Source organism: Halomonas citrativorans (assembly GCF_900163645.1).
Taxonomy (GTDB): domain Bacteria; phylum Pseudomonadota; class Gammaproteobacteria; order Pseudomonadales; family Halomonadaceae; genus Vreelandella; species Vreelandella citrativorans.
In genome coordinates, this window is the sequence record NZ_FUKM01000057.1 from 284,059 (window position 1) to 306,474 (window position 22,416).

At 56.8% G+C, this 22,416-nt stretch carries 19 protein-coding genes and 3 pseudogenes; 11 read left to right on the top strand and 11 right to left on the bottom strand.

The features are described from left to right. From CZ787_RS15170 to CZ787_RS15185, 4 genes are all read right to left on the bottom strand, one after another. Entirely contained in the window at positions 1-783 is a 783-nt protein-coding gene (locus CZ787_RS15170; RefSeq protein WP_087110711.1) for a metal ABC transporter ATP-binding protein, read from the bottom strand. Between the two features lie 15 nt (positions 784-798). Further along, positions 799-1,773, bottom strand: coding sequence for a metal ABC transporter solute-binding protein, Zn/Mn family (locus CZ787_RS15175; protein ID WP_087110713.1), 975 nt, complete (start codon positions 1,771-1,773; stop codon positions 799-801). Between the two features lie 398 nt (positions 1,774-2,171). Beyond that, positions 2,172-3,542, bottom strand: a complete 1,371-nt coding sequence (locus CZ787_RS15180) for a PepSY-associated TM helix domain-containing protein (RefSeq protein ID WP_087110715.1) — start codon at positions 3,540-3,542, stop codon at positions 2,172-2,174. 85 nt (positions 3,543-3,627) lie between these two features. Continuing rightward, positions 3,628-5,799: a TonB-dependent receptor domain-containing protein gene (locus CZ787_RS15185; RefSeq protein WP_087110717.1), complete on the bottom strand. Its 2,172-nt coding sequence runs from the start codon at positions 5,797-5,799 to the stop codon at positions 3,628-3,630. Between the two features lie 213 nt (positions 5,800-6,012). Here CZ787_RS15185 and CZ787_RS19145 point away from each other — a divergent pair, with 213 nt between their 5' ends. From CZ787_RS19145 to CZ787_RS15200, 3 genes and pseudogenes are all read left to right on the top strand, one after another. Beyond that, positions 6,013-6,219: a hypothetical protein gene (locus CZ787_RS19145; protein WP_225733841.1), complete on the top strand. Its 207-nt coding sequence runs from the start codon at positions 6,013-6,015 to the stop codon at positions 6,217-6,219. 403 nt (positions 6,220-6,622) lie between these two features. Further along, positions 6,623-7,507, top strand: coding sequence for an urease accessory protein UreD (locus CZ787_RS15195; protein ID WP_087110721.1), 885 nt, complete (start codon positions 6,623-6,625; stop codon positions 7,505-7,507). 22 nt (positions 7,508-7,529) lie between these two features. Beyond that, positions 7,530-7,619, top strand: a pseudogene (locus tag CZ787_RS15200) (urease subunit gamma); the annotation flags it as partial. Here CZ787_RS15200 and CZ787_RS15205 read toward each other — a convergent pair. After that, positions 7,618-8,471 (bottom strand): IS5 family transposase gene (locus tag CZ787_RS15205; protein WP_087110723.1). Its coding sequence is split into 2 segments (ribosomal slippage): positions 7,618-8,115 and positions 8,118-8,471, totalling 852 coding nucleotides; the frame shifts between segments, so codons are not numbered across the junction. The pseudogene CZ787_RS15200 and the gene CZ787_RS15205 overlap by 2 nt on opposite strands. Before the next feature lie 62 nt (positions 8,472-8,533). On the opposite strand from CZ787_RS15205, the pseudogene CZ787_RS15210 reads away from it, so the two are divergent. From CZ787_RS15210 to ureG, 6 genes and pseudogenes are all read left to right on the top strand, one after another. After that, positions 8,534-8,752: pseudogene (locus CZ787_RS15210) on the top strand (urease subunit gamma); the annotation flags it as partial. Between the two features lie 80 nt (positions 8,753-8,832). Beyond that, the gene (locus CZ787_RS15215) at positions 8,833-9,153 is read left to right on the top strand and encodes an urease subunit beta (RefSeq protein WP_087110727.1); all 321 of its coding nucleotides are present in this window, start codon (positions 8,833-8,835) and stop codon (positions 9,151-9,153) included. After that, complete coding sequence (gene ureC / locus CZ787_RS15220; protein ID WP_087110729.1) at positions 9,150-10,862, top strand: urease subunit alpha; 1,713 nt, start codon at positions 9,150-9,152, stop codon at positions 10,860-10,862. The genes CZ787_RS15215 and ureC overlap by 4 nt, the downstream gene beginning before the upstream one ends. Positions 10,863-11,263: 401 nt before the next feature. Continuing rightward, entirely contained in the window at positions 11,264-11,800 is a 537-nt protein-coding gene (ureE, locus tag CZ787_RS15225; RefSeq protein WP_087110730.1) for an urease accessory protein UreE, read from the top strand. Then, positions 11,790-12,500: an urease accessory protein UreF gene (locus CZ787_RS15230; protein ID WP_087110732.1), complete on the top strand. Its 711-nt coding sequence runs from the start codon at positions 11,790-11,792 to the stop codon at positions 12,498-12,500. The genes ureE and CZ787_RS15230 overlap by 11 nt, the downstream gene beginning before the upstream one ends. A gap of 12 nt (positions 12,501-12,512) precedes the next feature. Next, on the top strand, positions 12,513-13,145 hold the full coding sequence (gene ureG, locus CZ787_RS15235) for an urease accessory protein UreG (RefSeq protein ID WP_087110734.1): 633 nt from the start codon (positions 12,513-12,515) through the stop codon (positions 13,143-13,145). Positions 13,146-13,561: 416 nt separating this feature from the next. On the opposite strand, the gene CZ787_RS15240 is transcribed toward ureG, so the two are convergent. Genes CZ787_RS15240 through CZ787_RS15260 form a run of 5 tightly spaced genes read right to left on the bottom strand, consistent with a single transcriptional unit; the run spans position 13,562 to position 19,601 of the window. Beyond that, positions 13,562-13,810, bottom strand: a complete 249-nt coding sequence (locus CZ787_RS15240) for a formate dehydrogenase subunit delta (RefSeq protein ID WP_087110736.1) — start codon at positions 13,808-13,810, stop codon at positions 13,562-13,564. Positions 13,811-13,838: 28 nt separating this feature from the next. Next, positions 13,839-14,678, bottom strand: a complete 840-nt coding sequence (gene fdhD / locus CZ787_RS15245; protein WP_087110738.1) for a formate dehydrogenase accessory sulfurtransferase FdhD — start codon at positions 14,676-14,678, stop codon at positions 13,839-13,841. After that, positions 14,675-17,557 carry a formate dehydrogenase subunit alpha gene (fdhF, locus tag CZ787_RS15250; protein WP_087110740.1) on the bottom strand — a complete coding sequence of 961 codons (2,883 nt, stop codon included), beginning with the start codon at positions 17,555-17,557 and terminating at the stop codon, positions 14,675-14,677. Before fdhF ends, fdhD begins: the two co-directional genes overlap by 4 nt. Then, positions 17,554-19,110: a formate dehydrogenase beta subunit gene (locus CZ787_RS15255; RefSeq protein ID WP_087110742.1), complete on the bottom strand. Its 1,557-nt coding sequence runs from the start codon at positions 19,108-19,110 to the stop codon at positions 17,554-17,556. The genes fdhF and CZ787_RS15255 overlap by 4 nt, the downstream gene beginning before the upstream one ends. After that, the gene (locus tag CZ787_RS15260; protein WP_087110744.1) at positions 19,107-19,601 is read right to left on the bottom strand and encodes a formate dehydrogenase subunit gamma; all 495 of its coding nucleotides are present in this window, start codon (positions 19,599-19,601) and stop codon (positions 19,107-19,109) included. Before CZ787_RS15260 ends, CZ787_RS15255 begins: the two co-directional genes overlap by 4 nt. A gap of 156 nt (positions 19,602-19,757) precedes the next feature. Between CZ787_RS15260 and CZ787_RS15265 the strand changes: the two genes are divergently transcribed. Next, complete coding sequence (locus tag CZ787_RS15265; RefSeq protein ID WP_087111264.1) at positions 19,758-20,825, top strand: substrate-binding domain-containing protein; 1,068 nt, start codon at positions 19,758-19,760, stop codon at positions 20,823-20,825. A 150-nt stretch (positions 20,826-20,975) separates the two neighbouring features. Here CZ787_RS15265 and CZ787_RS18755 read toward each other — a convergent pair. Further along, positions 20,976-21,110 (bottom strand): annotated as a pseudogene (locus CZ787_RS18755) (TRAP transporter large permease subunit); the annotation flags it as partial. Positions 21,111-21,342: 232 nt separating this feature from the next. On the opposite strand from CZ787_RS18755, the gene CZ787_RS15270 reads away from it, so the two are divergent. Next, positions 21,343-22,395, top strand: coding sequence for a GlxA family transcriptional regulator (locus CZ787_RS15270; RefSeq protein WP_087110747.1), 1,053 nt, complete (start codon positions 21,343-21,345; stop codon positions 22,393-22,395). Positions 22,396-22,416: the final 21 nt, after the last annotated feature.

The following is a 22,416-nucleotide window of genomic DNA, read 5'->3' on the forward strand; positions in this document are numbered from 1 at the left end:
TCAGGTCACTTTTGAGGCGGGAAACGTTAATGACTCGTGGTCACCCAGCAGCGCGATCTGGCCGCCGTAGGCCTGGCGGAGGTTGTCGATCTTGAAAACGTCTTTGGCGTCGCCACTGGCAATCACGCGCACGTTCAGTAGCAATAGCCAGTCGAAGTAGGTACCGACAGTTTGCAGATCGTGGTGGACGACGATAAGCGTCTTTCCCGCATCACGCAGGCGGCGCAGTATATCGATGATCGCCCGTTCGGTGGTGGCATCGACCCCGGCCATGGGTTCGTCCAGAAAGTAAACGTCGGCCTGTTGCACCAGTGCGCGGGCCAGAAACACGCGTTGTTGCTGGCCGCCGGAAAGCTGGCTGATCTGGCGGTGGGCAAGCTCGCTCATGCTGACCATGTCGAGCGCGTCCATCGCCTCTTTACGTTCTCGGCGCCCGGGGCGCTTGAACCAGCCAAGGCGCCCGTAAAGGCCCATGGTCACCACATCGAGCGCGGTGGTGGGAAAGTCCCAATCCACGCTCGAGCGCTGGGGCACGTAGCCCACTCGCTTGCGCTGGGCGGCATAAGGCTTGCCGTGCACCAGCACCTCGCCGGAAAGCGATGGCACCAGCCCTAAAAGGCTTTTGATCAGCGTGCTTTTGCCTGCGCCGTTGGGGCCGACAATTCCCGCCATCACGCCCGCCGGGATATCGAGATTGATATCCCAAAGCACGGGCTGGTTGTGATAGCTCACGGTCAAATTGTTGATGCTGAGAGCGGGCTCGGCACTTGCAGATGTTACCATCGAGAGTATGCCCTTTTATCCCTGTTGGTCGAGCTGCCACTCGCTTGCCCAGTCGTTGAGCTCATCGGGCAGTGGGGAAAGTGTGCCGCCGAGTGCGTTAACGATATGCTGGGTATTACGGTAGATCATACCCATATAGGTGCCGTCGACGGTACCGTCATCGCCCATGGCGTCGGAATAAAGCTCGCCGCCAACCACAACGTCATGGCCACGCTGCTTGGCCGCGTCGATCACCGCCTGGACGGTGCGCGGATTGATGGTGCTTTCAACGAACACCGCCGGTACGTCGCGCTCTACCACACTCGTCGCCATGTTGCGGATATCGGCAATGCCGGTTTCGGTTTCGGTGCTGATGCCTTGAATACCTTCAACGTCGATATCGTAGGCGCGCCCATAGTAGCTAAACGCATCGTGGGCGGTCACCAGCACGCGCTGACTCTCGGGAATGGTCGCGATACTCTCCTTGACCCACTTGTGGAGCGCCAACAGTTCGGTCTGGTATCGTTCGGTGTTGGCCTCAATAGTATCCGCGCAGTCGGGGCGCGCTTCAATAAAGGTATCGCTTAGCGTCGGCAGCGTTTGCGCCCAAAGCGAAACATCCATCCACAGGTGCGGATCGATGCCGTAGATATCCTGCGCGGTAATCAGCGATGAAGGGTCGATCGAAGAGGGCGCGACAGCAAGCGTCGGGGTGCGCGAAGAGAAATTTTCCAGCACCGAACCCAGCTGGCCTTCCAGGGCGTAGCCCGAGTAAAGAATCTGTTCGGCGCCGCGCAACAGCGAAACATCGCTGGCGCTGGCCTGGAAAAGATGCGGGTCGATCCCGGGGCCCATCATGGCCTGGACGCTAACGCATTCGCCGCCTACCTCCTGTGCCACATCGGCAATCATGCCAATGGTTGCCACCACGTTGAGGGGCGTTTCATCAGCCGCTGCCAAGGTACTGAAAGGCAGCATTCCCAATAGAATCACAGCATGTTTTGTTGCCATTATTAAGCTCCAGACTCGACATGAGGTAGATAGTAGACGAAGCAGTGTTACTCCGTGTAATCATTTTGCGCTGTGGAAACAAGTATAGCCTCGGCTAAGTTTGTGGCGCAAATAATTTAATGTCAAGCGGATAAACGTGCTGAGGTAGACTGAAATAGGCATGAGTTTATGAGGCAATAAGCGCAAATGCGCTATTAATGTATCGCTTTAGTTGGCCAAGGCATCAACGGGTCTTGCGCTGGCATCGTTCGATACTTGAAGGCATACCGATAGTGGCTATTCTGTGGCGCGTGTGAGTAGCGGGAAAGATAGAGCGAGAGGCGTAAATTGAGATTTAGATAAACCTGAGCTTCTGGCCCCAAGGGGGCCAGAAAGAGGGAGTGATAGAAACTGAGGTGTTACCTTGGCTGGTTAACCAGCCTCCGCTCCTGGAGCGGGCGCACAATCAGCCAATCAAGCAGCAGCATGACGATCAACGACGCGCCTACCAGCGGGAAAATCAATCCGCCTATCGCCAGAATGGCAATCAGACCCCGGAAAACGCGTTTGTCTGCCGGTAGTGGCGGTACGCCCATTGCGCGTGAGGGGCGGCGCTTCCACCACATTACTGCGGCCGATACCGCCAGCAGGATAATCGCCACGCACACGGTCAAAAAGAGCAGTTGGTTGGCCAGACCAAACTGCTGGCCCATATGCACGTTGATACCAAATTCCAACCAGCGACCCAGGGGCCCGTAATCGGAGTAGCTCATGTCGATCAAGCGCTCGCCGCTGTACTGATCAAGATGCACCACGCGCTGTTGGCTAAGGTCATTAGGATAGACTGATCCGGTGTACACGCCGGTCTCTGTGGTGGGCAGGCTGACCGCATAGCCATGATGCAATCCCAGCTCATCGAAGATGGCGACAGCGCCGTCAAGGCCAATGCTCGTTGCCTGGCCTGGTCCCTGTGTGGATTCTGGAATTTGTGCCTGTTCGAGTGACCAGTTTGTCGGGCTTTGCGCGTTTAAACGCGCTTCCGACATGGGCACTTCAACGCGCACACCAGAGGGGTAGCCGAAATTGTTACCGTTAGCCCACTGATTAACCTGCGCGCCCCACACGCCCGACCAAGGCATTCCGGTGATCGCCAGAAAGACGATAAACCCACCGACAAAAATACCCAGCACGGCATGCAGATCACGCCAGAACACGCGGCTTTTTGGCTTGCCGCGCACGCTAATCACGCCGCCTTTGCCTTTACGCCGTGGCCACCAGAGGTAAATGCCGGTGAGCACTAGCAGGGTTGCCCAGCCGCCGGCTATTTCAATCAGTTTGCGCGCTGTAGGTCCAAAGTATTTCAAACTGTGCAGATAGCGAACGGTCCACATCACCGTGCCGCGGTCATCCAGCGCCCCCAGCACATTGGCAGTATACGGATTGACGTAAACGGCTAACCGCTCGCCCGAGGCAGTATTCACTGTGATCTCCGCCGAGCTTTTCGGCGTGGCGGGGTCGGTGAATTTTACGGCAGTGCCAGGGTGAGCCGTAAGGGCTGCGCTTACCAGCGTAGAGGGAGGGAGCGTCGCCTCTTGAACGGCTACGCGCTTCACATCAGCGTGTATGAGTGCATCCAGTTCGTCCTTGAAAAGATAAAGGCCCCCAGTAATTGCCAGGGTGATCATGAACGGCAGAACCAAAAGGCCGGCGTAAAAGTGCCAGCGCCAAACGGCGCGATACAGGTCGAAGGTCTTGCGTTTACCTTCTTGTGGGGGTGACGTGGTCGACATGAAGTCTCTCCAGACCACCAGGCATCTAGCCTGGTGGTTTTAAGCGGTAAGGGTAAACAGGTGCTCTACTGAGCACCTGAATGAATCAGAAGCTGAAGTCGGCCCGTGCCCACACCATGCGGCCAGGCTCATTAATGCCGCGATCCAAATCAGCGGGATAGCCAAAGGCTGCATTACCCGCCAGATTCAAGTGTTCGGTGTAGGTGGTATCGAAAACGTTATCCACCCCCACACTTAGCGTTAGGTGGTTGCTTGCTTGATAGGCACCGTTAAGCGAGAACACCCCGAAGCCTGACGACGATTCCAGATCCTGGCCGACGACATTGCCTTTTTCGAGCGCAATACGGTTTTGTGCCGCAACACCACGCCATAGGCCACCCACAGAGTAGTCATCGTGTGCATAGGTCAGGCCGACCTTGGCTTCCAGCGGTGGGATCTGTGGTAATGCCTCATCGTCGTTGGCATTTCGCCCCCAGGCATAGGCCAGCGAGGCATTGCTTACCCAGTTGTCGGTTAGTTGATAGCTAGCGCCCACTTCGGCACCCGCAATCTGAGCATCAATGTTATCGATCTGAGTACCGCCCATGCCCGCGGTGTTGTAATCAAACAAGATGAAATCGTTAACGTATCCTGCATACCCGGACACCCATGCGCTTAAGCGCTGGTCGTTATACTGCGCGCCTATATCCAACTGGGTGGTTTTTTCGGGTTGAACACCGTCAAAGGCATTCAAACTACCGGCCGGGCCTGCCTGACTAGAGCTCAATTCCCAGTAATCGGGAAAGCGCTCCACATGCCCGACCCCGGCATACCAGGTGACCGGTGCTGAGGCTAAATCCTGCTCATAGCGGATAAAAGCGCTGGGCAGAGTGTCGCGGCGGGTGAGGCCTGTGGTAGCTGTGTCCAGGCTTTCGTCACTGACGCGGTAGCGGTCTACGCGGGCGCCGCCAATAAGACGGTCACGTTCATCGATAAAACGGGTGACTTCGCTGAAGGCGCCAAACTGGGTCTGCTCGTAGTCGGGCTGCCAGTGTTCGCCATCCAGATTGCGATGTACCTGATGCTCGACATCGACACCGGCCGTCCACGTGGTGTTTTCCCACTCCCACGTTGATGCGACGCGCGCGCTGCGGGTGCGACGGTCTAGCCGCATGGCCATGCCGTCACTCATGTCCATACCGCCATCCATATCCATGCCGCTGCCCATGTCCATGCCGCCGCCCATGTCCATGCCACCACCCATGTCCATGCCGCTGCCCATGTCCATGCCACCACCCATGTCCATGCTGCCCGGTGAGCGCAGCGTGAAGTTATCCATAATATGGTCGGCATAGGCATAGTTGGCCTGCATTTCCAGACGTTTCCAGTGTTCACCTAAATTCTCGCGCTGAAAACGGATGCCCACGGTTTCGCGCAGAAATTTGCTGCCATCCATACCTCGCCCGGCATAGCGCGCTTCGCCGTTTCCTCGGCCTGCGGTGACTTCAAGCCAGGTATCGTTGTCGGGTGTCCATCCAAGCGCTATGTCACCGTTCCACTTATCCCATAACGAGGGCACGGCGTTGCCATCGCCATCCTGATAGTCATTAGCTTCGGATTGATTGCCGGTAATGCGCAGGTAGCCGTCTTTATTGCCTAAAGCGGCATCAATGCGGCGATCAAAGCGCCCATAGGTACCCAGCATGACGCTGCCATCCACTCGCACACCGGCTTCATCGAACTCCTCCGGGCCGCGGTCAAAGCGCACCGTTGCCGCTGAAGCGCCGGGGCCCCACAGAACGGACTGCGGCCCTTTGGTGACGGTGAGGCTGTCGTAATTTTCAGGTGAGATATAAGACGTAGGCGCATCCATTCTTGCCGGGCAGGCGCCTAGCATTTGGCTGCCATTGGTCAGCACGCGAAGACGTGAGCCAAACATGCCACGGAACACCGGATCACCGTTGGTGCCACCGTTACGAATGGCAGAGAACCCGGGGATGGTCTGAAGGTAGTCGGCGCCGTCGCTGGCAGGGGCCGGTTGCCGCGGTATACGCGGGTCGGTTTCCACCGTGAGCGGTGAGCTTAGCGGTACAGCGGTCACGACCATCGTGTTTAACGCATGATGATGCTCGTGGTGAGCGGCAGGCGCCTGTGCCCATACGCCTTGAGCAACAACGCTCGATGCGGCAGCGACGCTTAATGTCAGTACGTGTCGTTGAAAACGGTTTTTTAAGCGGGCAGGCGTAACGACGCCATGCCCAATAGTTAGATGCGGCATGATGATCCCTTTTTTTGGTGTAGACAGCCGCCAGCCAGAAGCAAACTTCAGGCTAAAAAGGCTGACGATGTGGCGTTATACGATCCGAAAAAAGGGCGGGGCGCGCGTTAGCGCGTGGGGGTAGTTATCACAGGACTTTATAGCCTGTGTCGGTTGCGTCAGCAGCTGGTCATGCGTAATAAACGCTTGCAAGCTGATCGGAGGGAGAGAGGTATGCGCCGTTGGAAACTGTTGCCAGATGGCACAGTAACCACATTGGTGGAACCAGTTGAATATCGGTTCTACTTCTTCAGCATGGCCCGCATGATGATGGTGGCTTGCTTGAGGGGCAGTATGTTGATGATGACCGCCGCCTTGATGGCTAGAGTGATGACTAGCTTCGTGATGCGCGTGATGTTGCCCATCGGACTGATACTGTGAAATCAGCGGCCCAACTAACAGCAGCTGCATCGCCACAAACGCCATACAAAGCGCAATGCGATACCAGAGCTTGTTTGCTGAGCATTGTAACTGCACGAAGCCATCTACCTTGGTGGGCAACAGACAAGCTGTTGACGGAGGATGGCCCAATAGTATCGGAAAGTTCCCAAATAAGAAGTGTTGGGCGTGTGGTCTTTTGCCACACAAGGGGCGGTTAACTACTTGTTATTTTTGGTGCGGCCGACCCTTTTAATGATCTTTTTTGGTGCAAAAAGCCGTTAGTGCTGATGGGTTATGACGGCTAAAACTTTGCAGCGATAGTAAAAGTCCACTTTTCCCCATTTTGGCGCATTCCTTGCATTTGAAAGGCTATGACCTATTCAAAAGGATGCGACTGTCTTCCATGACCTTGCGCGAACTCGCCCCACCGCTTGCGGGCTCCGGCCACCGCTTTGACCAGGAACGCCACTGGGCGGCCTCACTGGCGCTGCGTTTTGCCAAGCGCGATGGCGCCACGCGGTTAATCCAGGCACGCCACCAAGGGCCACTTCGGGTCCAGCGGCCGTTTTATCCTGAAGGCAGCCAGGAGGCGTGCCATATCTACGTACTGCACCCACCCGGCGGATTGGTCAGCGGCGACGCGCTCACCATCAAGGCTCACGTCGAGCAGGGCGCACATGCCCTGTTGACCACCCCGGCGGCGAATAAGCTTTATAAGGCCGATAGCCAAGGCGTGGCCTGGAGCCAGCGCACTGAACTTGAGGTCGCCGATGGCGCAACGCTTGAGTGGCTACCTCAGGAAACCATTGCCTTTGATGGCTCTAAAGGCGAACAGCGTACCCATATTGATCTTCACGGCAGTGCTCGCTGTTTAGGCTGGGAAGTCATGGCCTTGGGCCGCCCGGCGAGCGAGTTGCCATACTTATCAGGACGCATTGAGCAGTATTTTCGTTTGACGCTGGATGGCAAGCCGCTGTGGCTAGAACGCCAGCCGTTAGACCCGTTACACCCGCGCTTTATGGGGCGCTGGGGGCAGGGCGGCGCTACGGTGCAGGCCACGCTTTGGGCGGTGGGAATGAGTGATGCGCCAGCGGCGATTGAGGAGCTGCGTAATGCCCTGCCGGATAACCCACGCTGGGCGGTAACGGTGCGCCAGGACGTTTTATTGCTGCGCTATCTGGGTGACTCACGAAATGAAGCCTGGGCGCTGTGCGAACAGGCCTGGCAATTGCTGCGCCCGCGCTGGATTGAGCGCGAGGCCCATATTCCACGTATTTGGTTAACTTAATCGATTCTGATGGAGGCGCCCTATGGAATTAACCCCAAGAGATAAAGACAAGCTGCTGCTGTTTTCCGCCGCCCAGCTTGCCGAGCGGCGCAAAGCGCGAGGGTTGAAGCTTAGGCTTTGTACGAAAAGTTGGCTCGCAAGCAACGCTCTATGCAGGCTACGCATACCATCGCTCTGAAACTGCTCGCTAATTTTTCGTAGCGCGTTGCAAATCGACGTAACTCTTTAAGCCATCCAAAGCAGCGTTCTACCGCGTTTCTCTGGCGGTATCTGTGCTGATCAAAACGCCTCGGCAAACCAGGGCGTGTCTTGCGATGCATTTGACGTTGCGCAATAACGGGTTTTATACCGTGCCTGTCACAGTAACGGCGCAGTTCATCACTGTCATATCCTTTATCAGCGACCACGTAGCGGCTACGTTTGCGAGGCCTTCCAACACGGCCTGGTAGATAAACACTCTCCAGCGTCGAGATGAAATGTCGAGAATCAGCCTGCTGTCCTGGAGACAGGGTAAATGCCAGCGGCCAACCATGGGAATCACATACCAGGTGGATTTTTGTCGTTAAACCACCACGACTACGCCCCAATGCGTGATCTACCGGTTCTTCTGAGCCCCCTTTTTGCCGCCTCCTGCGGCAGCGCGGGTGGCACGTATCGAGGTCGAATCAATCATCCACGTATCCAGATCCATCAGTCCATCTTCACGCAGCCTGAGCTGTAAGCGAGAAAGGATAGCTTCAAACGTGCCATCATCCCGCCATTTTCGAAAGCGCTCATAGGCAGTTGACCAGGGACCATACCGCTCGGGTAGATCTCGCCATTTGGCACCAGAACAGAGCACCCAGAAAATACCATTGAGGACCTGCCGGTCATCCCGCCGGGGCCTGCCCATCACCTGAGTTGGCGACACAATATCTGTAATCTGCGCCCAGTTCTCATTGGATATCTCGTACCGGCCAACCATAATTCATTTCCCCCTATGCTTCTATTGCATGGGAAAACTTAGCAGATATCACTTTTCGTACAAAACCTAACTATCCCGAAGCGGTCGCGCTGATCAGTTTCGAGATTATCGAAGGTGCTCGGGACGGTCGCAGTGTGGCGGATTTGATGAGCTACGGGCGCGAGATTCTGAGCCGTGATGACGTGATGGAAGGCGTGGCCGAGATGGTCGACGAAGTCCAGGTCGAAGCCACTTTTCCGGATGGTACCAAGCTCGTGACGGTTCACACGCCTATTGTGTGAGGGGTGAGGAGTGAATGGTTAGGGGTAAGCGGTATTACTCCTCACATCTTACTCCTCACAACAAAACAAGGAGTAAGTAGATGATTCCCGGTGAGTATCAGTTAAAAGAAGATGATATTGAGCTATGCGTGGGGCGTGAGCGCATCACGGTGGACGTGGCGAACACCGGTGACCGGCCGATTCAGCTCGGCTCCCACTACCACTTTGCTGAGGCCAATCCCGCGCTGGTGTTTGATCGCGACAAGACCCGCGGTTTTCGCCTCGATGTGGCCGCAGGCACAGCAATCCGCTTTGAACCTGGCCAGACCCGTGAAGTCACGCTGATTCCGTTTGTGGGTAAGCGAGAGATCTACGGCTTTCGTGGCGAGGTGATGGGACCGCTGGACGGAGATAAACAATGAAACCGGGTAACAAGATTAGTCGGCAGGCCTACGCCGATATGTACGGCCCCACGGTAGGCGACCGGGTGCGCCTGGGCGATACCGAGCTGTGGATTGAGGTCGAAAAAGACGCCACCCACTATGGCGACGAGGTCAAATTCGGCGGCGGCAAGGTGATCCGCGATGGCATGGGTCAGAGCCAACGTAACGATGAAACCGTCATGGACACCGTCATCACTAACGCGCTGATTCTCGATTGGTGGGGCATCGTCAAAGCCGATGTGGGGCTACAGAACGGACGTATTGCTGCGATTGGCAAAGCGGGCAACCCAGACGTGCAGCCCGATGTGGATATCGTGATTGGCCCCGGTACGGAAATTATCTCGGGCGAAGGCAAGATCCTGACCGCGGGCGGCATCGACGCGCATATCCACTTTATCTGCCCCCAGCAGGTAGACGAAGCGCTGATGAGCGGTGTCACTACCATGCTGGGCGGCGGCACCGGCCCGGCCACCGGGTCGAATGCCACCACCTGTACGCCGGGCGCGTGGCACATTGGCAAAATGCTTCAGGCGGTGGATGACCTGCCCATGAATATCGGCCTGCTTAAAGGTAATGCCAGCCTGCCGGAAGCCTTGGAGGCCCAGCTGGAAGCGGGCGCCATGGGCCTCAAGCTTCACGAAGACTGGGGCACAACGCCCGCATCAATTGATACCTGCCTGAGCGTGGCCGAGCGCTATGACGTGCAGATCGCCATTCACACCGATACGCTTAACGAATCGGGCTTTGTGGAAGATACTTTGGCGGCGTTTAAAGAGCGTGGCATTCACACCTACCACACTGAAGGCGCGGGCGGCGGACACGCGCCGGATATCCTCACTGCGTGTTCCAAAGAGTACGTACTGCCGTCATCGACTAACCCCACGCGGCCCTACACGGTGAACACCATTGATGAGCATCTGGATATGCTCATGGTTTGCCACCACCTGGACCCCAACATTCCCGAAGACGTGGCGTTTGCCGACTCACGCATTCGCCGTGAAACCATTGCTGCCGAAGATATCCTGCACGATTTGGGCGTGATCTCAATGATCGCCTCCGACTCTCAAGCCATGGGGCGGGTAGGCGAGGTGGTCTGCCGCACATGGCAAACCGCGCACAAAATGAAAGTACAGCGTGGCTTGCTGCCTGAAGATGAAGCGCTTGGTGCCGATAATCTGCGTGCCAAGCGCTATATCGCCAAGTACACCATCAACCCGGCGATCACCCACGGTATCGCTCACGAGGTGGGCTCTATTGAGGTAGGCAAGCTTGCCGATCTGGTGCTCTGGAAACCGGCTTTCTTCGGCGTTAAGCCGTCGCTGATTTTAAAAGGCGGCATGATCGCGGCAGCACCCATGGGCGACCCTAACGCTTCAATCCCCACGCCCCAGCCGGTTCATTATCGACGCATGTTCGGCGCTTTTGGCCGCGCGGCCAGCCAGACCCGGCTCAATTTTGTCAGCCAGGCGGCGATTGATGCAGGCCTCAAGGAGCGCTTGGGGCTTCAGAGCACGCTTGCCGCGTGCAAGAACGTACGCGGGGTGCGTAAGAAGGATATGAAGCTCAACGATGCCTGCCCCGAGCTGACCGTGGATCCGCAGACTTATGAAGTGCGCTGCGATGGCGAGCTGTTAACCTGCGAGCCCGCCACAGAGCTGCCGTTGGCTCAGCGTTATCATTTGTTCTAGATGCAACCCCGGCAGCGCTGCGCACTGCATCGCTAGCTGAAGCTACTCCTACAGGGGGGCATGCACTTTAACCGGTAGGAGCTGAGTTCCACTCGGCGATGGCGGCGCAGCCGCCCTTGGGTGACGGGGCGCGGTGCATGGTGTTAGCCACCAGCCTTGGCAGCGCTGCGCACTGCATCGCTAGCTGAAGCTACTCCTACAGGGGATGCATGCACTTTAACCGGTAGGAGCTGAGTTCACTCGGCGATGGCGGCGCAGCCGCCCTTGGTTGGCATGGCGCGGTACATGGTGTTAGCCACCAACCCGGCAGCGCTGCGCACTGCATCGCTAGCTGGAGCTGCTCCTGCAGGGCGTAGGCTGATTGGAAAGGTTCAATGTATTGGGCGATTAAGAGGTTAATGATGCTGAAACTGATAGAACGTTTAGGCCCGGTGGATGAAAGCGCAGCCAGCGATACGCTCACACTTCCCTTTGAACTGCGCATCCGTGGGCGCCTAAAAGCCGAAAGCGACAATGGCCAGGCGCTGGGGCTATTTTTAGACCGTGGCCCCGTACTGCGCAGTGGTGAAGGGTTAAAAGCGGAAAGCGGCGAGGTCATTCGCGTATGCGCCGCCATTGAACCGGTAGTGACCGCACGAGTAAGTGCTGGCTTACCCCTGGCGCGGTTGGCCTACCACTTGGGCAACCGTCATGTGCAGTTGGCGCTGGGCGAAGACGAGCGCGGCGGCTGGGTACGCTTTCCGCCCGATCACGTGCTGGAGGAGCTGGCTGAACTGCTGGGCGCAACGCTTGAACGTCACGCGGCCACGTTTGATCCAGAGCCGGGCGCCTATAACCAGGTGGGTGGACATGGTCATTCACACAGGCACTCGCATGCTCACGACCACGACCACGACCACGACCACGACCACGACCACAGCCATCACCATGCCCACTGAATCCGCAGCGTTGGGCAGCCAGCCTGATCTAGCCCTGCTCGGGCTGATGCAGCTAGTCAGCCCGGCACTGCCCATCGGGGCCTTTGCGTTTTCTCAAGGGCTGGAAAGTGCCTTTGAACTTGGCTGGGTTCACGATGAGCAGACGTTGGCCGAGTGGCTTTCCGGCGTGCTGGAAGATGGCCTGACCCGCTGTGAACTACCGGTAATTGTCCGCTTATATACGGCGTTTACGCAGCACGACAGCGCGGCGATTGCCCAGTGGGATGGTTGGCTGAGTGCCACGCGGGAAACCGCCGAGCTTGCCGCTGAAGACAGTCGCTTGGGAGCCTCTCTCAAGCGGCTGTTGGGTAGCCTTGGCCTGCTACCCAGTGAGGGCTTACTACCGTCCTTGTTACCGGTTCAGCCGGGCTATGTCACGCTGTTTGCGTTTACCGCCCATGCGCGAGGCGTAAGCATTCGTCAGGCGCTGATCGGGTTTGCCTGGGCATGGCTTGAAAACCAGCTGGCGGTGGCCTGTAAAGCGCTACCTCTTGGGCATACGGCCGCTCAGCGGATTATCGAACAGCTGCGATCGCCGCTGGTTAGCGCGGTAGATGAAGCATTAACGCTCGACGATCACGACCTTGGCCCCATATTGCCGGGGCTGGCGCTAGCCAGTGCCCTACACGAAACTCAATATTCACGCCTATTTAGAAGTTAGGAGATACTTACCATGACTCACTGTTTACGTATTGGTGTGGGCGGCCCCGTTGGTTCGGGTAAAACGGCGCTACTCAAGCAGCTCTGTCTGGCGCTGCGCGACTATTACGATATCGCGGTGGTGACGAACGATATTTATACCCGCGAAGACGCTGACTTTCTGCTTAAGCATGACGCCTTGGCCGCTGATCGCATTCTGGGCGTCGAAACCGGGGGGTGTCCGCATACGGCGATTCGTGAAGACGCCTCGATGAACCTGGCGGCTATCGATGAATTACAGGCGCGCCATCCTAAGCTTGAGCTGGTATTGGTAGAGTCTGGGGGAGATAACCTTTCTGCGACGTTTAGTCCCGAGCTTTCTGACCTCACGCTTTATGTGATTGATGTCTCGGCGGGAGACAAAATTCCGCGTAAGGGTGGGCCGGGGATTACCAAGTCGGATCTACTAATTATCAACAAGATCGATATCGCCGAGCAGGTGCACGCGTCGTTAGAGGTAATGGAGCGTGATTCAAAGAAAATGCGCGGCGAGCGGCCCTTTGTATTTACCAACCTTTACGATGGCGTAGGGCTTGAAGAGATTGTTCGCTTTATTCTTGATAAAGGAATGCTGGATGAGCGGCGCCCTCAGGCAGCGCTGGCGTAGTGGTTGAAACGCTGTCTTTGAACGTTCGCTGTTGAAAATCCGCTGCGGGACAGCCGCTATTGAGACATGGCTGCCAAAGTAACGTGACGTTAAAAAGTAAAATGCAGTGCAATAAAAAGCTGCCATGACCAGGCGGTACAAGGTCATGGCAGCTAAACTGTAGGTCGGCATCTTTGCCAAAAACGGGCCATCCTTGGCCACCACATCCACACAGTGCACCTTATGCTCGGTAAACACCTTAACTTGGGTTATGGAAACAGGTTTATATTCTAAAATAGCAACTAGTAGACTCGAAATGTCCGATTTTTAACGGAAATAATGATTTTTATTAACTTTTGCTAAAACCATTGAGCTTCTCGTGTAAGTCGCTGTGGCAAGACTAAAAGCTAATGTTATTGAGCTTTTATTGTGATGTGCTAACGAGAGACTTGCTGTTCTGATAGCCGGGTAGCCAGCAGTGTTGCAGCGCGGCGTGCCAAGGGGGAAAACTCCACGCTCTCAAGTGCCAGGCTGGCAACAAGGCGCTGCTTCATTGAGCGTGCCCAAAAGGTTTCCAGGTGACGGCAGATAGCCGCTGCTGCTGCCTCTTCATCACGACCGCTGCCCAGGTTGGTGGCGATCTGGTTAGTCATACGGACCAAATTGGCATCGTTGTTGTTTGACATAGGGTCTCTCCTCAACGCGGTAAAGGGCTCAGCCCTTGGCAGTGACAGGGCGGTGATAAATTACATGACGGCCTGGGCGTGCAAAACCGGCTAACAGAAGACCTGCTGCCTGCGCCTGTTCAACGGCCAGGGCGGTAGCTGCCGAGACGGCAACCAGCGCGCCGATCCCCACGCTTGCGCACTTGTGTACCATTTCATAGCTGGCTCGGCTGGAAACTAGTACAAAGCCCTCCTGGAGTGGTACGTCATCGCGTGCCAGCGAACCGATCAGTTTATCCAGTGCGTTGTGACGACCCACGTCTTCACGCACTCTTTGTATACGCCCCTGCAGATCACACCAGGCCGCGCCATGCACGGCGCCTGTTGCTTCCTTTAGAGGCTGATGGTCATCTAGCGTACAAAGCGCATGCTGAATGGCTGTGTCGTCAAGGTGTGGTGCACTCACCGTAGGGATGGGCCGAATGGCCTGCTCCAGGGCTTCTGTACCGCACAGCCCACAGCCGGTACGCCCGGTTGTGCTACGGCGGCGTTGTTTAAGCTCGGCCAGCCGCTGGCTGGCAATGCTTAGGTGAACCGCCAGGCCTTGAGCCTCTTCATGAAGCTCAAGGTCGTAGCACTCGTGAGAGTGGGCCAGGATGCCTTCAGAAAGACTGAACCCCAGGGCCAGATCTTCAAGATGCGAAGGACTTGCCATCATGACCGCATGGGAAATGCCGTTGTAGACCATCGCTACCGGCACTTCTAGCGCTAGCGCGTCCTCCTGCACAGTAGCGCGCCAATTGGCCGCGCTACTGTGGACTTCAACCGACTGGCGCGCCAAGGCGTCAGCCGGTTGCGCGGGTGCGTCGCGTTCACGCACTGCACTCATGACGCCTCCTGCTGCGCCTTGGCCAAGTGGCCACGCTGGGCCTTGTCAAAGGAGGAGAAACGCTGCTGCCAAGCGGAGGGCTGGCTGACTTTTTCTACTTGCACGGCGGTAACCTTGTATTCGGGGCAGTTGGTGGCCCAGTCCGAATTATCGGTAGTAATCACGTTGGCGCCACTACCGGGATGATGGAACGTAGTGTAGACCACCCCCGGCTGCATTCGCTCGCTCAGCCGCGCACGGAGCACCGTATGGCCTGATCGGCTGGTAATGCCGAGCCAGTCGCCGTCGCGCACGCCACGTAGCTCGGCGTCGCTTGGGTGCAACTCTAATATGTCCTCATCGTGCCAGTGTTGGTTGTCGGTGCGACGGGTTTGGGCACCCACGTTGTATTGGCTAAGAATCCGCCCGGTGGTGAGCAGCAGTGGGAAGCGGCGGGTGGCGCGCTCCTCGGTGGGCACGTATTCGGTAATCGCAAAGCGCCCGAGGCCAATGGGGAAGTTGATTTCGTGCATGGTCGGCATTCCCTCAGGATACTCGGCATTACACGGCCACTGTAGGCTGCCATAGACTTCCAGCTTTTCGTAGCTCACCCCGGCAAAGCTCGGCGTTAGTTGAGCGATCTCGTCCATGATTTCAGAAGGATGCGCGTAGCGCATCGGGTAGCCCAGCGCGTTGGCCAGGTCCTGGGTGATTTCCCAATCCTGCTTACCGGCTAGCGGTGGCATGACCTTGCGTACTCGGTTGATACGTCGTTCGGCGTTGGTGAAGGTGCCGTTCTTCTCCAAAAAGCTGGAACCCGGTAGAAGTACATGGGCGAATTTGGCCGTCTCGTTCAAGAAGATATCCTGAACAATCAGGCAGTCCAGCGAACGCAGCGCAGCCTCAACGTGCTGCGTGTTGGGGTCAGACTGGGCGATATCTTCGCCCTGCACGTAAAGCGCCTTGAAAGTTCCTTCGATGGCGGCATCGAACATGTTGGGAATGCGCAGCCCCGGTTCATCGTCGAGCTTGACGCCCCAGACGCTTTCAAAGCGGCCACGGGCAATCGGGTCGGCCACGTGCTGGTAGCCCGGCAGCTCATGCGGGAAGGAGCCCATATCGCAGGAGCCTTGCACGTTATTCTGGCCGCGCAGCGGGTTCACGCCCACGCCTTCACGGCCAATATTGCCGGTGGCCAGGGCCAGGTTGGCAATTCCCATCACCATAGTGGAGCCTTGGCTGTGCTCGGTCACGCCCAAGCCGTAGTAAATGGCGCCGTTGCCAGCAGTGGCGTAAGTGCGCGCTGCCTGTCGCACAGCCTCGGCGGGCACGCTGGTAATCGCTTCGCTGGCTTCCGGAGAGTGGCGCGGGTCGGCGATAAACGTGCGCCAGCTTTGGTACGCTTCGGTGTCGCAGCGGCTAGCCACGAACGCCTTGTCTTCAAGACCTTCAGTGACCACCACATGCCCAAGCGCGTTGATCAGCGCGACGTTGGTACCAGGGCGCAGCGGCAAATGCTGGGCGTCGCTCAGGTGAGGCGTTTTGAGCAGATCGATAGAGCGTGGGTCAGCGACGATTAGCTTCGCGCCCTGTCGCAGGCGCTTGCGCATCAACGAGCCAAATACCGGGTGGGCATCGGTGGGGTTGGCGCCAATCACGATAATCGCGTCGGCTTTCATTACCGAGTCAAAGGTCTGGGTGCCGGCAGATTCGCCCAGCGTGGTTTTCAGGCCGTAGCCGGTGGGCGAGTGGCAGACCCGTGCACAGGTGTCGGTATTATTATTGCCAAACGCTGCGCGAATCAGCTTCTGCACCAGGTAGGTCTCTTCGTTGGTGCAGCGCGATGAGGTGATACCACCAATGCTCTCGCGGCCATGCTCGGCCTGAATCGCTTTTAGGCGATTAGCGGCAAACCCAATGGCTTCTTCCCAGCTGGCCTCGCGCCAGGGCTGGTCGATGCTGTCGCGGATCATCGGCGTGGTCAGGCGGTCGGGGTGAGAGGAGTAGCCGAACGCAAAGCGCCCCTTCACACACGAGTGGCCGTGGTTAGCGTCGCCGCCCTTGTAGGGCACCATGCGCACCAGCTTGTCACCTTTCATTTGCGCTTCAAACGAGCAGCCCACACCACAATAGGCGCAGGTCGTGACTACGCTGCGGTCCGGCACGCCGTGATCAATGACGCTGTTTTCCATCAGCGTGGCGGTCGGGCAGGCCTGTACACAGGCGCCACACGAAACGCAGTCTGAATCCATAAACGCTTCGTCTTGCCCCGCGGCCACTTTGGAATCAAACCCGCGACCGTCGATGGTCAAGGCGAAGGTGCCCTGCACTTCCTCGCAGGCGCGCACGCAGCGGGAGCAGACGATGCACTTGCTGGGGTCGAAGCTGAAGTAGGGGTTGGAGGTATCTTTGGTGGCCTGAAGATGGTTCTCACCGTCAAACCCATAGCGTACTTCGCGAAGACCAACGCTGCCCGCCATGTCTTGTAGCTCGCAGTCGCCATTGGCCGGGCAGGTCAAACAGTCCAGCGGATGGTCGGAGATGTACAGCTCCATCACGTTGCGGCGCAGTTTGGCGAGTCGCTCGTTCTGGGTGGTCACCTGCATGCCTTCCACCACGGGGGTGGTGCAGGAGGCTGGCAGCCCACGGCGGCCCTCTACCTGTACGGCGCATAACCGGCAAGAGCCGAACGGCTCCAGGCTGTCGGTGGCACATAATTTGGGAATATTAATATCGGCCAGCGCCGCTGCACGCAGTACCGAAGTGCCTTCCGGCACCGTGATGGTAATACCATCAATTTCCAGGTTCACCAGCGCCGTACCCGTTGGGAAAGGCGTGCCCAGGTCTTTATCGTGGGCGGCGCTTCTGGCGTACTGTTTGGGGTCAAAGTGTCCGATCATGATCTGTCTCCGTTCGCGGCCCGCTGAAAATCGTCAGGGAAGTGGTTCAGGGCGCTTTGCACTGGGAAGGGGGTCATGCCCCCCATGGCACAGAGCGAACCATCCACCATCGTTTCGCAGAGGTCATGGAGCAGGGCGAGGTTGGCCTCGCGGTTTTGGTCGGCGCGGATACGATCAATCACTTCCACGCCACGGGTTGAGCCGATACGGCATGGCGTACACTTGCCGCAGGACTCCACCTTGCAGAATTCCATCGAGAAGCGCGCTTGTTCGGCCATATCCACGCTCTCATCAAACATCACCACACCGCCGTGACCTAGCACCGCGCTCTCGGCGGCAAAGGCTTCGTAGTCCAGCGGTAAGTCCCATTGGGATTCCGGCAGGTAGGCGCCCAGCGGGCCTCCCACCTGCACAGCACGCAGCGGTTTGTCACTTAACGTGCCGCCACCGAACTCCTCCATCAGGGTGCGCAGCGTGGTACCGAAGGCTAGCTCTACTAGCCCGCCACGTTTGACGTTGCCCGCCAGTTGAAGCGCCAGAGTGCCCCGGGAGCGGCCCATGCCGTGGGTGGCGTAGGCCTCGGCGCCTTCGGCAAGAATAAACGGCACTGCTGCCAACGAAAGCACGTTGTTAACCACGGTAGGAAGGCCGAATAGTCCTTCAATAGCGGGCAGCGGCGGCTTGAAGCGTACCAGGCCGCGCTTGCCTTCCAGGCTTTCGAGCAGCGAGGTTTCTTCACCACAAATGTATGCCCCAGCGCCCAAGCGCACTTCCAAATGAAAAACGCGGCCACTGCCACACAGATTCTCACCCAGATAACCGGCCTGTTCGGCATGGGCGATGGCCTCGTCAAGAATCTCCTTGGCCAGCGGGTATTCTGAGCGTAGGTAGATGTATCCTTGGGTTGCGCCTACCGCAAGCCCGGCAATCGTCATGCCCTCAATCAGCAGGTAGGGGTCGCACTCCATCACCAACCGGTCGGCGAAGGTACCGGAGTCGCCTTCATCAGCGTTGCAGACGATATACTTTTGATCGGCCGGTGTGTCCAGCACCGTCTGCCACTTGATGCCAGTAGGAAACGCCGCCCCACCGCGCCCGCGCAGCCCTGAGGCTTTTACTTCCTCAACAATGTCCGGTGGCGCGCTTTGCAGCGCTGCCTCCAGGCCGCGAAACCCACTATGCGCCCGGTAATCTTCAATCGAGAGTGGGTCGGTAATACCAATGCGGGCGAACGTCAGGCGCTGCTGGCGAGCGAGGTAATCGATCTCTTCGGTTGGCCCCAGGGCCAATGAATGGGTGACGCTGCCCTGCAGCATGCCGCTGTCCAGCAGCGCGGGGATATCGGCAAGTGCCACCGGGCCATAGGCAAAGCGGCCGGTGGGTGTTTCCACCTCAACCAGCGGCTCAAGCCAGGCCAGCCCGCGTGAGCCGTTGCGCACCAGCGTAATGGATTCACCACGGGCAGCGGCTTCTCGTGCCAGCCGGTTGGCGATGGCATCGGCGCCCAGCGCCAGCGCGGTGGTATCTCGGGGTACGAAAACACGAATGCTCATGCGATTACCTCCAGCGGCCTGGTTTGCAGCTCATCCAATAATGCATCGAAAGCTTCAGGCGTTACCCGACCGCGCACGCCATTATCCACGCGAACGGAGGGGCCACAGGCGCAGTTGCCCAGACAGTAAACGGCCTCAAGGGTGATGTCGCGGTCGCTGGTGGTCTGGTGGTAATCGATGCCCAGGCGCGCTTTGGCGTGAGCCTCAAGCTGGCGCGCGCCGACGGCCTGGCATGCCTCGGCGCGACAGATCTGCACCACGTGGCGACCCGGCGGTGCGGTCCGAAAGTGGTGATAAAAGCTAATGACCCCGTGTACTTCAGCGCTGGTCAGCTGTAATGACTCGGCGATGAGAGGCACGGCATCCGGAGGAATAAAGCCGAAGCGGTCCTGGAGGGCATGAAGAATCGGCAGCAACGCGCCTGGTTTGTGGCGTAGCGCATTGATCTCGGCCTGAATCGACTGCGACGACCATTCTCGAGACTCATTCATCATGTCTCTCCTGGTGCTGATTTATTATTTAGTAAACATGCACAGCTCTGCCTATTTTAAGCGATGTGTTAAAAAGAGCGTGCACCACGGTCAGTGCAACGCTAGCATCAACGCTATAAGTACAAAATATGAAAGATTATGCCTATGAAAAAAGCCATGCAAAAAATCAGCGTTATCCCCTCTTGGTGCTTTCGCGATGAGGAGGGTAATCAGCTTGATATACATCTACTTCGCTTGCTTGAAGCGGTTTATCGGCGGGGAAAACTCACGCTCGCCGCAAGCGATGTCGGCATCTCGTATCGCCATGCTTGGAACCTTTTGCGCCAGAGTGGGGAGTTCTTTGGCGTACCGCTGGTAGAGATGCAGCGTGGGCGCGGCGCACGGCTTTCACTGCTAGGTGAAAAGTTGTTGTGGGCCGAGCAGCGTGCGATTGCCCGCCTGGGGCCGCAGCTGGAAAGCCTGGGGTCTGAACTGAACCTGGCGATTCAACAGCAGCAGCAAGGGGCGCTATCGGTGTTGCGGCTGCACGCCAGCCATGGTTTTGCTGTCGAGCTACTTCCCAAATACCTGCACGAAATACCCCTGGACTTACAGTACTGCAGCCCGCAAGAGTCGCTGCCGGCCCTTCATCGGGGCAGTTGCGATGTGGCGGGTTTTCATCTGCCGCGTGGCAAGGTCGGTGAGCGCGTACGCGATACTTACCAAGGGCTTTTAAAGCCGCGTCAGCACCGAGTGATTGGCTTTATCGCTAGGACTCAGGGGCTGATGGTGGCGCCGGGTAATCCGCTTGGTATCACGGGGGTCGCATCGCTGGCTGATAAGTCCGTGCGGTTCGTCAACCGCCAGGCTTCGTCAGGCACGCGCTCGCTGCTGGACTGCCTGTTAAAAGAGGCGGCGGTTTCCAGCAAAAAGATTCGTGGGTTTGAAATAGAGGAGTTTACCCACTCTGCGGTAGCTGCTTACGTCGCCGCTGGCATGGCTGATTGCGGCTTTGGTGTCGAGGCTGCCGCTCAAAAGTTTGGGCTTGATTTTTTACCGCTGGCTATCGAAGACTATCTTTTGGCCTGCCATCACCGTTCGTTAGAAGAACCACGGCTATGTGCCTTTCTGAAGGCATTGCAGGGTGAGCCCTTTCAGGAAGCGGTCAAGCGCTTGCCGGGTTATAGCCCAAGCCAGTGTGGTGAGGTGATGCGGCCCGAGGATGTACTCACGGCAAAGAAATGAGTGCTCTGTTAAACACCAGGAGACAGAAAAGCAGAACTTCGCTTATCCAGCGATCAATAACCCAATCAACGGCCCGCCCTCAACGCAAGAGCGGGCCGTTTGCTCACCCTGGAGCGTTGGATGGAGGAACGTTTAGTAGCTGGTAATCCATAAAATGATGCCAAACCAGATGGGATCAAACCCCAGGCTTGTGATCATGGGAAACGTAATAGGCAGCGTCATTAGCAGTAGTGTTATGCCATCAAAGAAGCAACCCGGTACGATATAAATGATAACAATCATCAGCTGCCAATCGCGGCAAACATGATAGAAGCATGTTTAAAGCACCCTTATTGACGCTTCATGCACAGTTTTATATTCATGAATGGCGATGGGCGACCATAGGATAGCTAACAATTCCTTGCACACTTATCCTGGCCAGCAGTGATGCGATGCCAATTGATTACCTTTCAGGTTATGTTGGTATCTTGAAAACGCCCCCTTTTGCACCGTCGTCGTGGTCAGGTTGAGGGAATATATGAAAGATAAGTTTTGTAGCTTGTTGAAAAATAAAAATATGGCCTATTTACCACCAGAACAAACGCTGGCAGTGCCTGCAAAAGTGAAAACAGTCGTTTTTTTGTTGATGGAAAATTTTTCCATGATGGCATTTACAGGTGCTGTCGATGCGCTGGTAACAACGAATTTGATGAACTCAACGACCACATACAACATAAGGGTTGTCGGTCATGGCAGCGCCGCTGTGCTATCAGACTTGGGGATTGAAATTAACGCGGATGCATCTCTCGCGGATTTTGATCTTTTCAACGAAAAAGTAGATGTATTGATAGTGTGTGGTGGCTTGAGAGTTAAAGCGCAATCCTCAGCGCTTGTGCGTAATAAGCTAAGAAAGGCAGACAGTCACGGCGTTGTATTGGGTGGTTTATGGAATGGCGCCTACTTTCTTGCAGACGCAGGCCTGTTGAGTGGCTATCAGTGCGCGTACCATCCCGACGGACGCGCCATGATGGCTGAGGAGTTTCAAGACGTTACTATCTCTGCTCGAAGCTACGTTGTGGATAGAAAGAGATTAAGCTGCGCGGGCGCGAGCAGCTCCCTAAGTCTCATGCTAGAAGTGGTGAGAGCTGATTGTGGTGACCAGGTAGCCAGTGCGGTTGAGGAAATGCTCGGCTGTGACAAGGAAATAGAACTGCCAGACATTTCAACGATTAACGTTGATCAAAACCATACGTTACCAGAAACACTTAAAACAGCCCTTCAGTTGATGAAAAACAATATTGAAGAGCCGTTATCTATTGTTGAAATAGCCAATTGGGTGGGTATTTCACGGCGCCAGCTAGAGCGATTGTTCTGTCACTATATTGTCGCTAGCCCTTCTCGGTATTACATGGAGTTGCGTTTAACACGGGCGCGGCAGCTATTGCAGCAAACAAATAAACCGATAGCAGAGGTGACCGTAGCAACAGGGTTTGTGAGTATTTCGCACTTTAGAAACTGCTTTTATCAACTGTTTGGCGTGTCCCCTGGCCAGTTTAGAAAGTCGTTTCAAAAGGGTAGCCGTTTCCTGTGACCTTGTGCATGAATGGCGGCG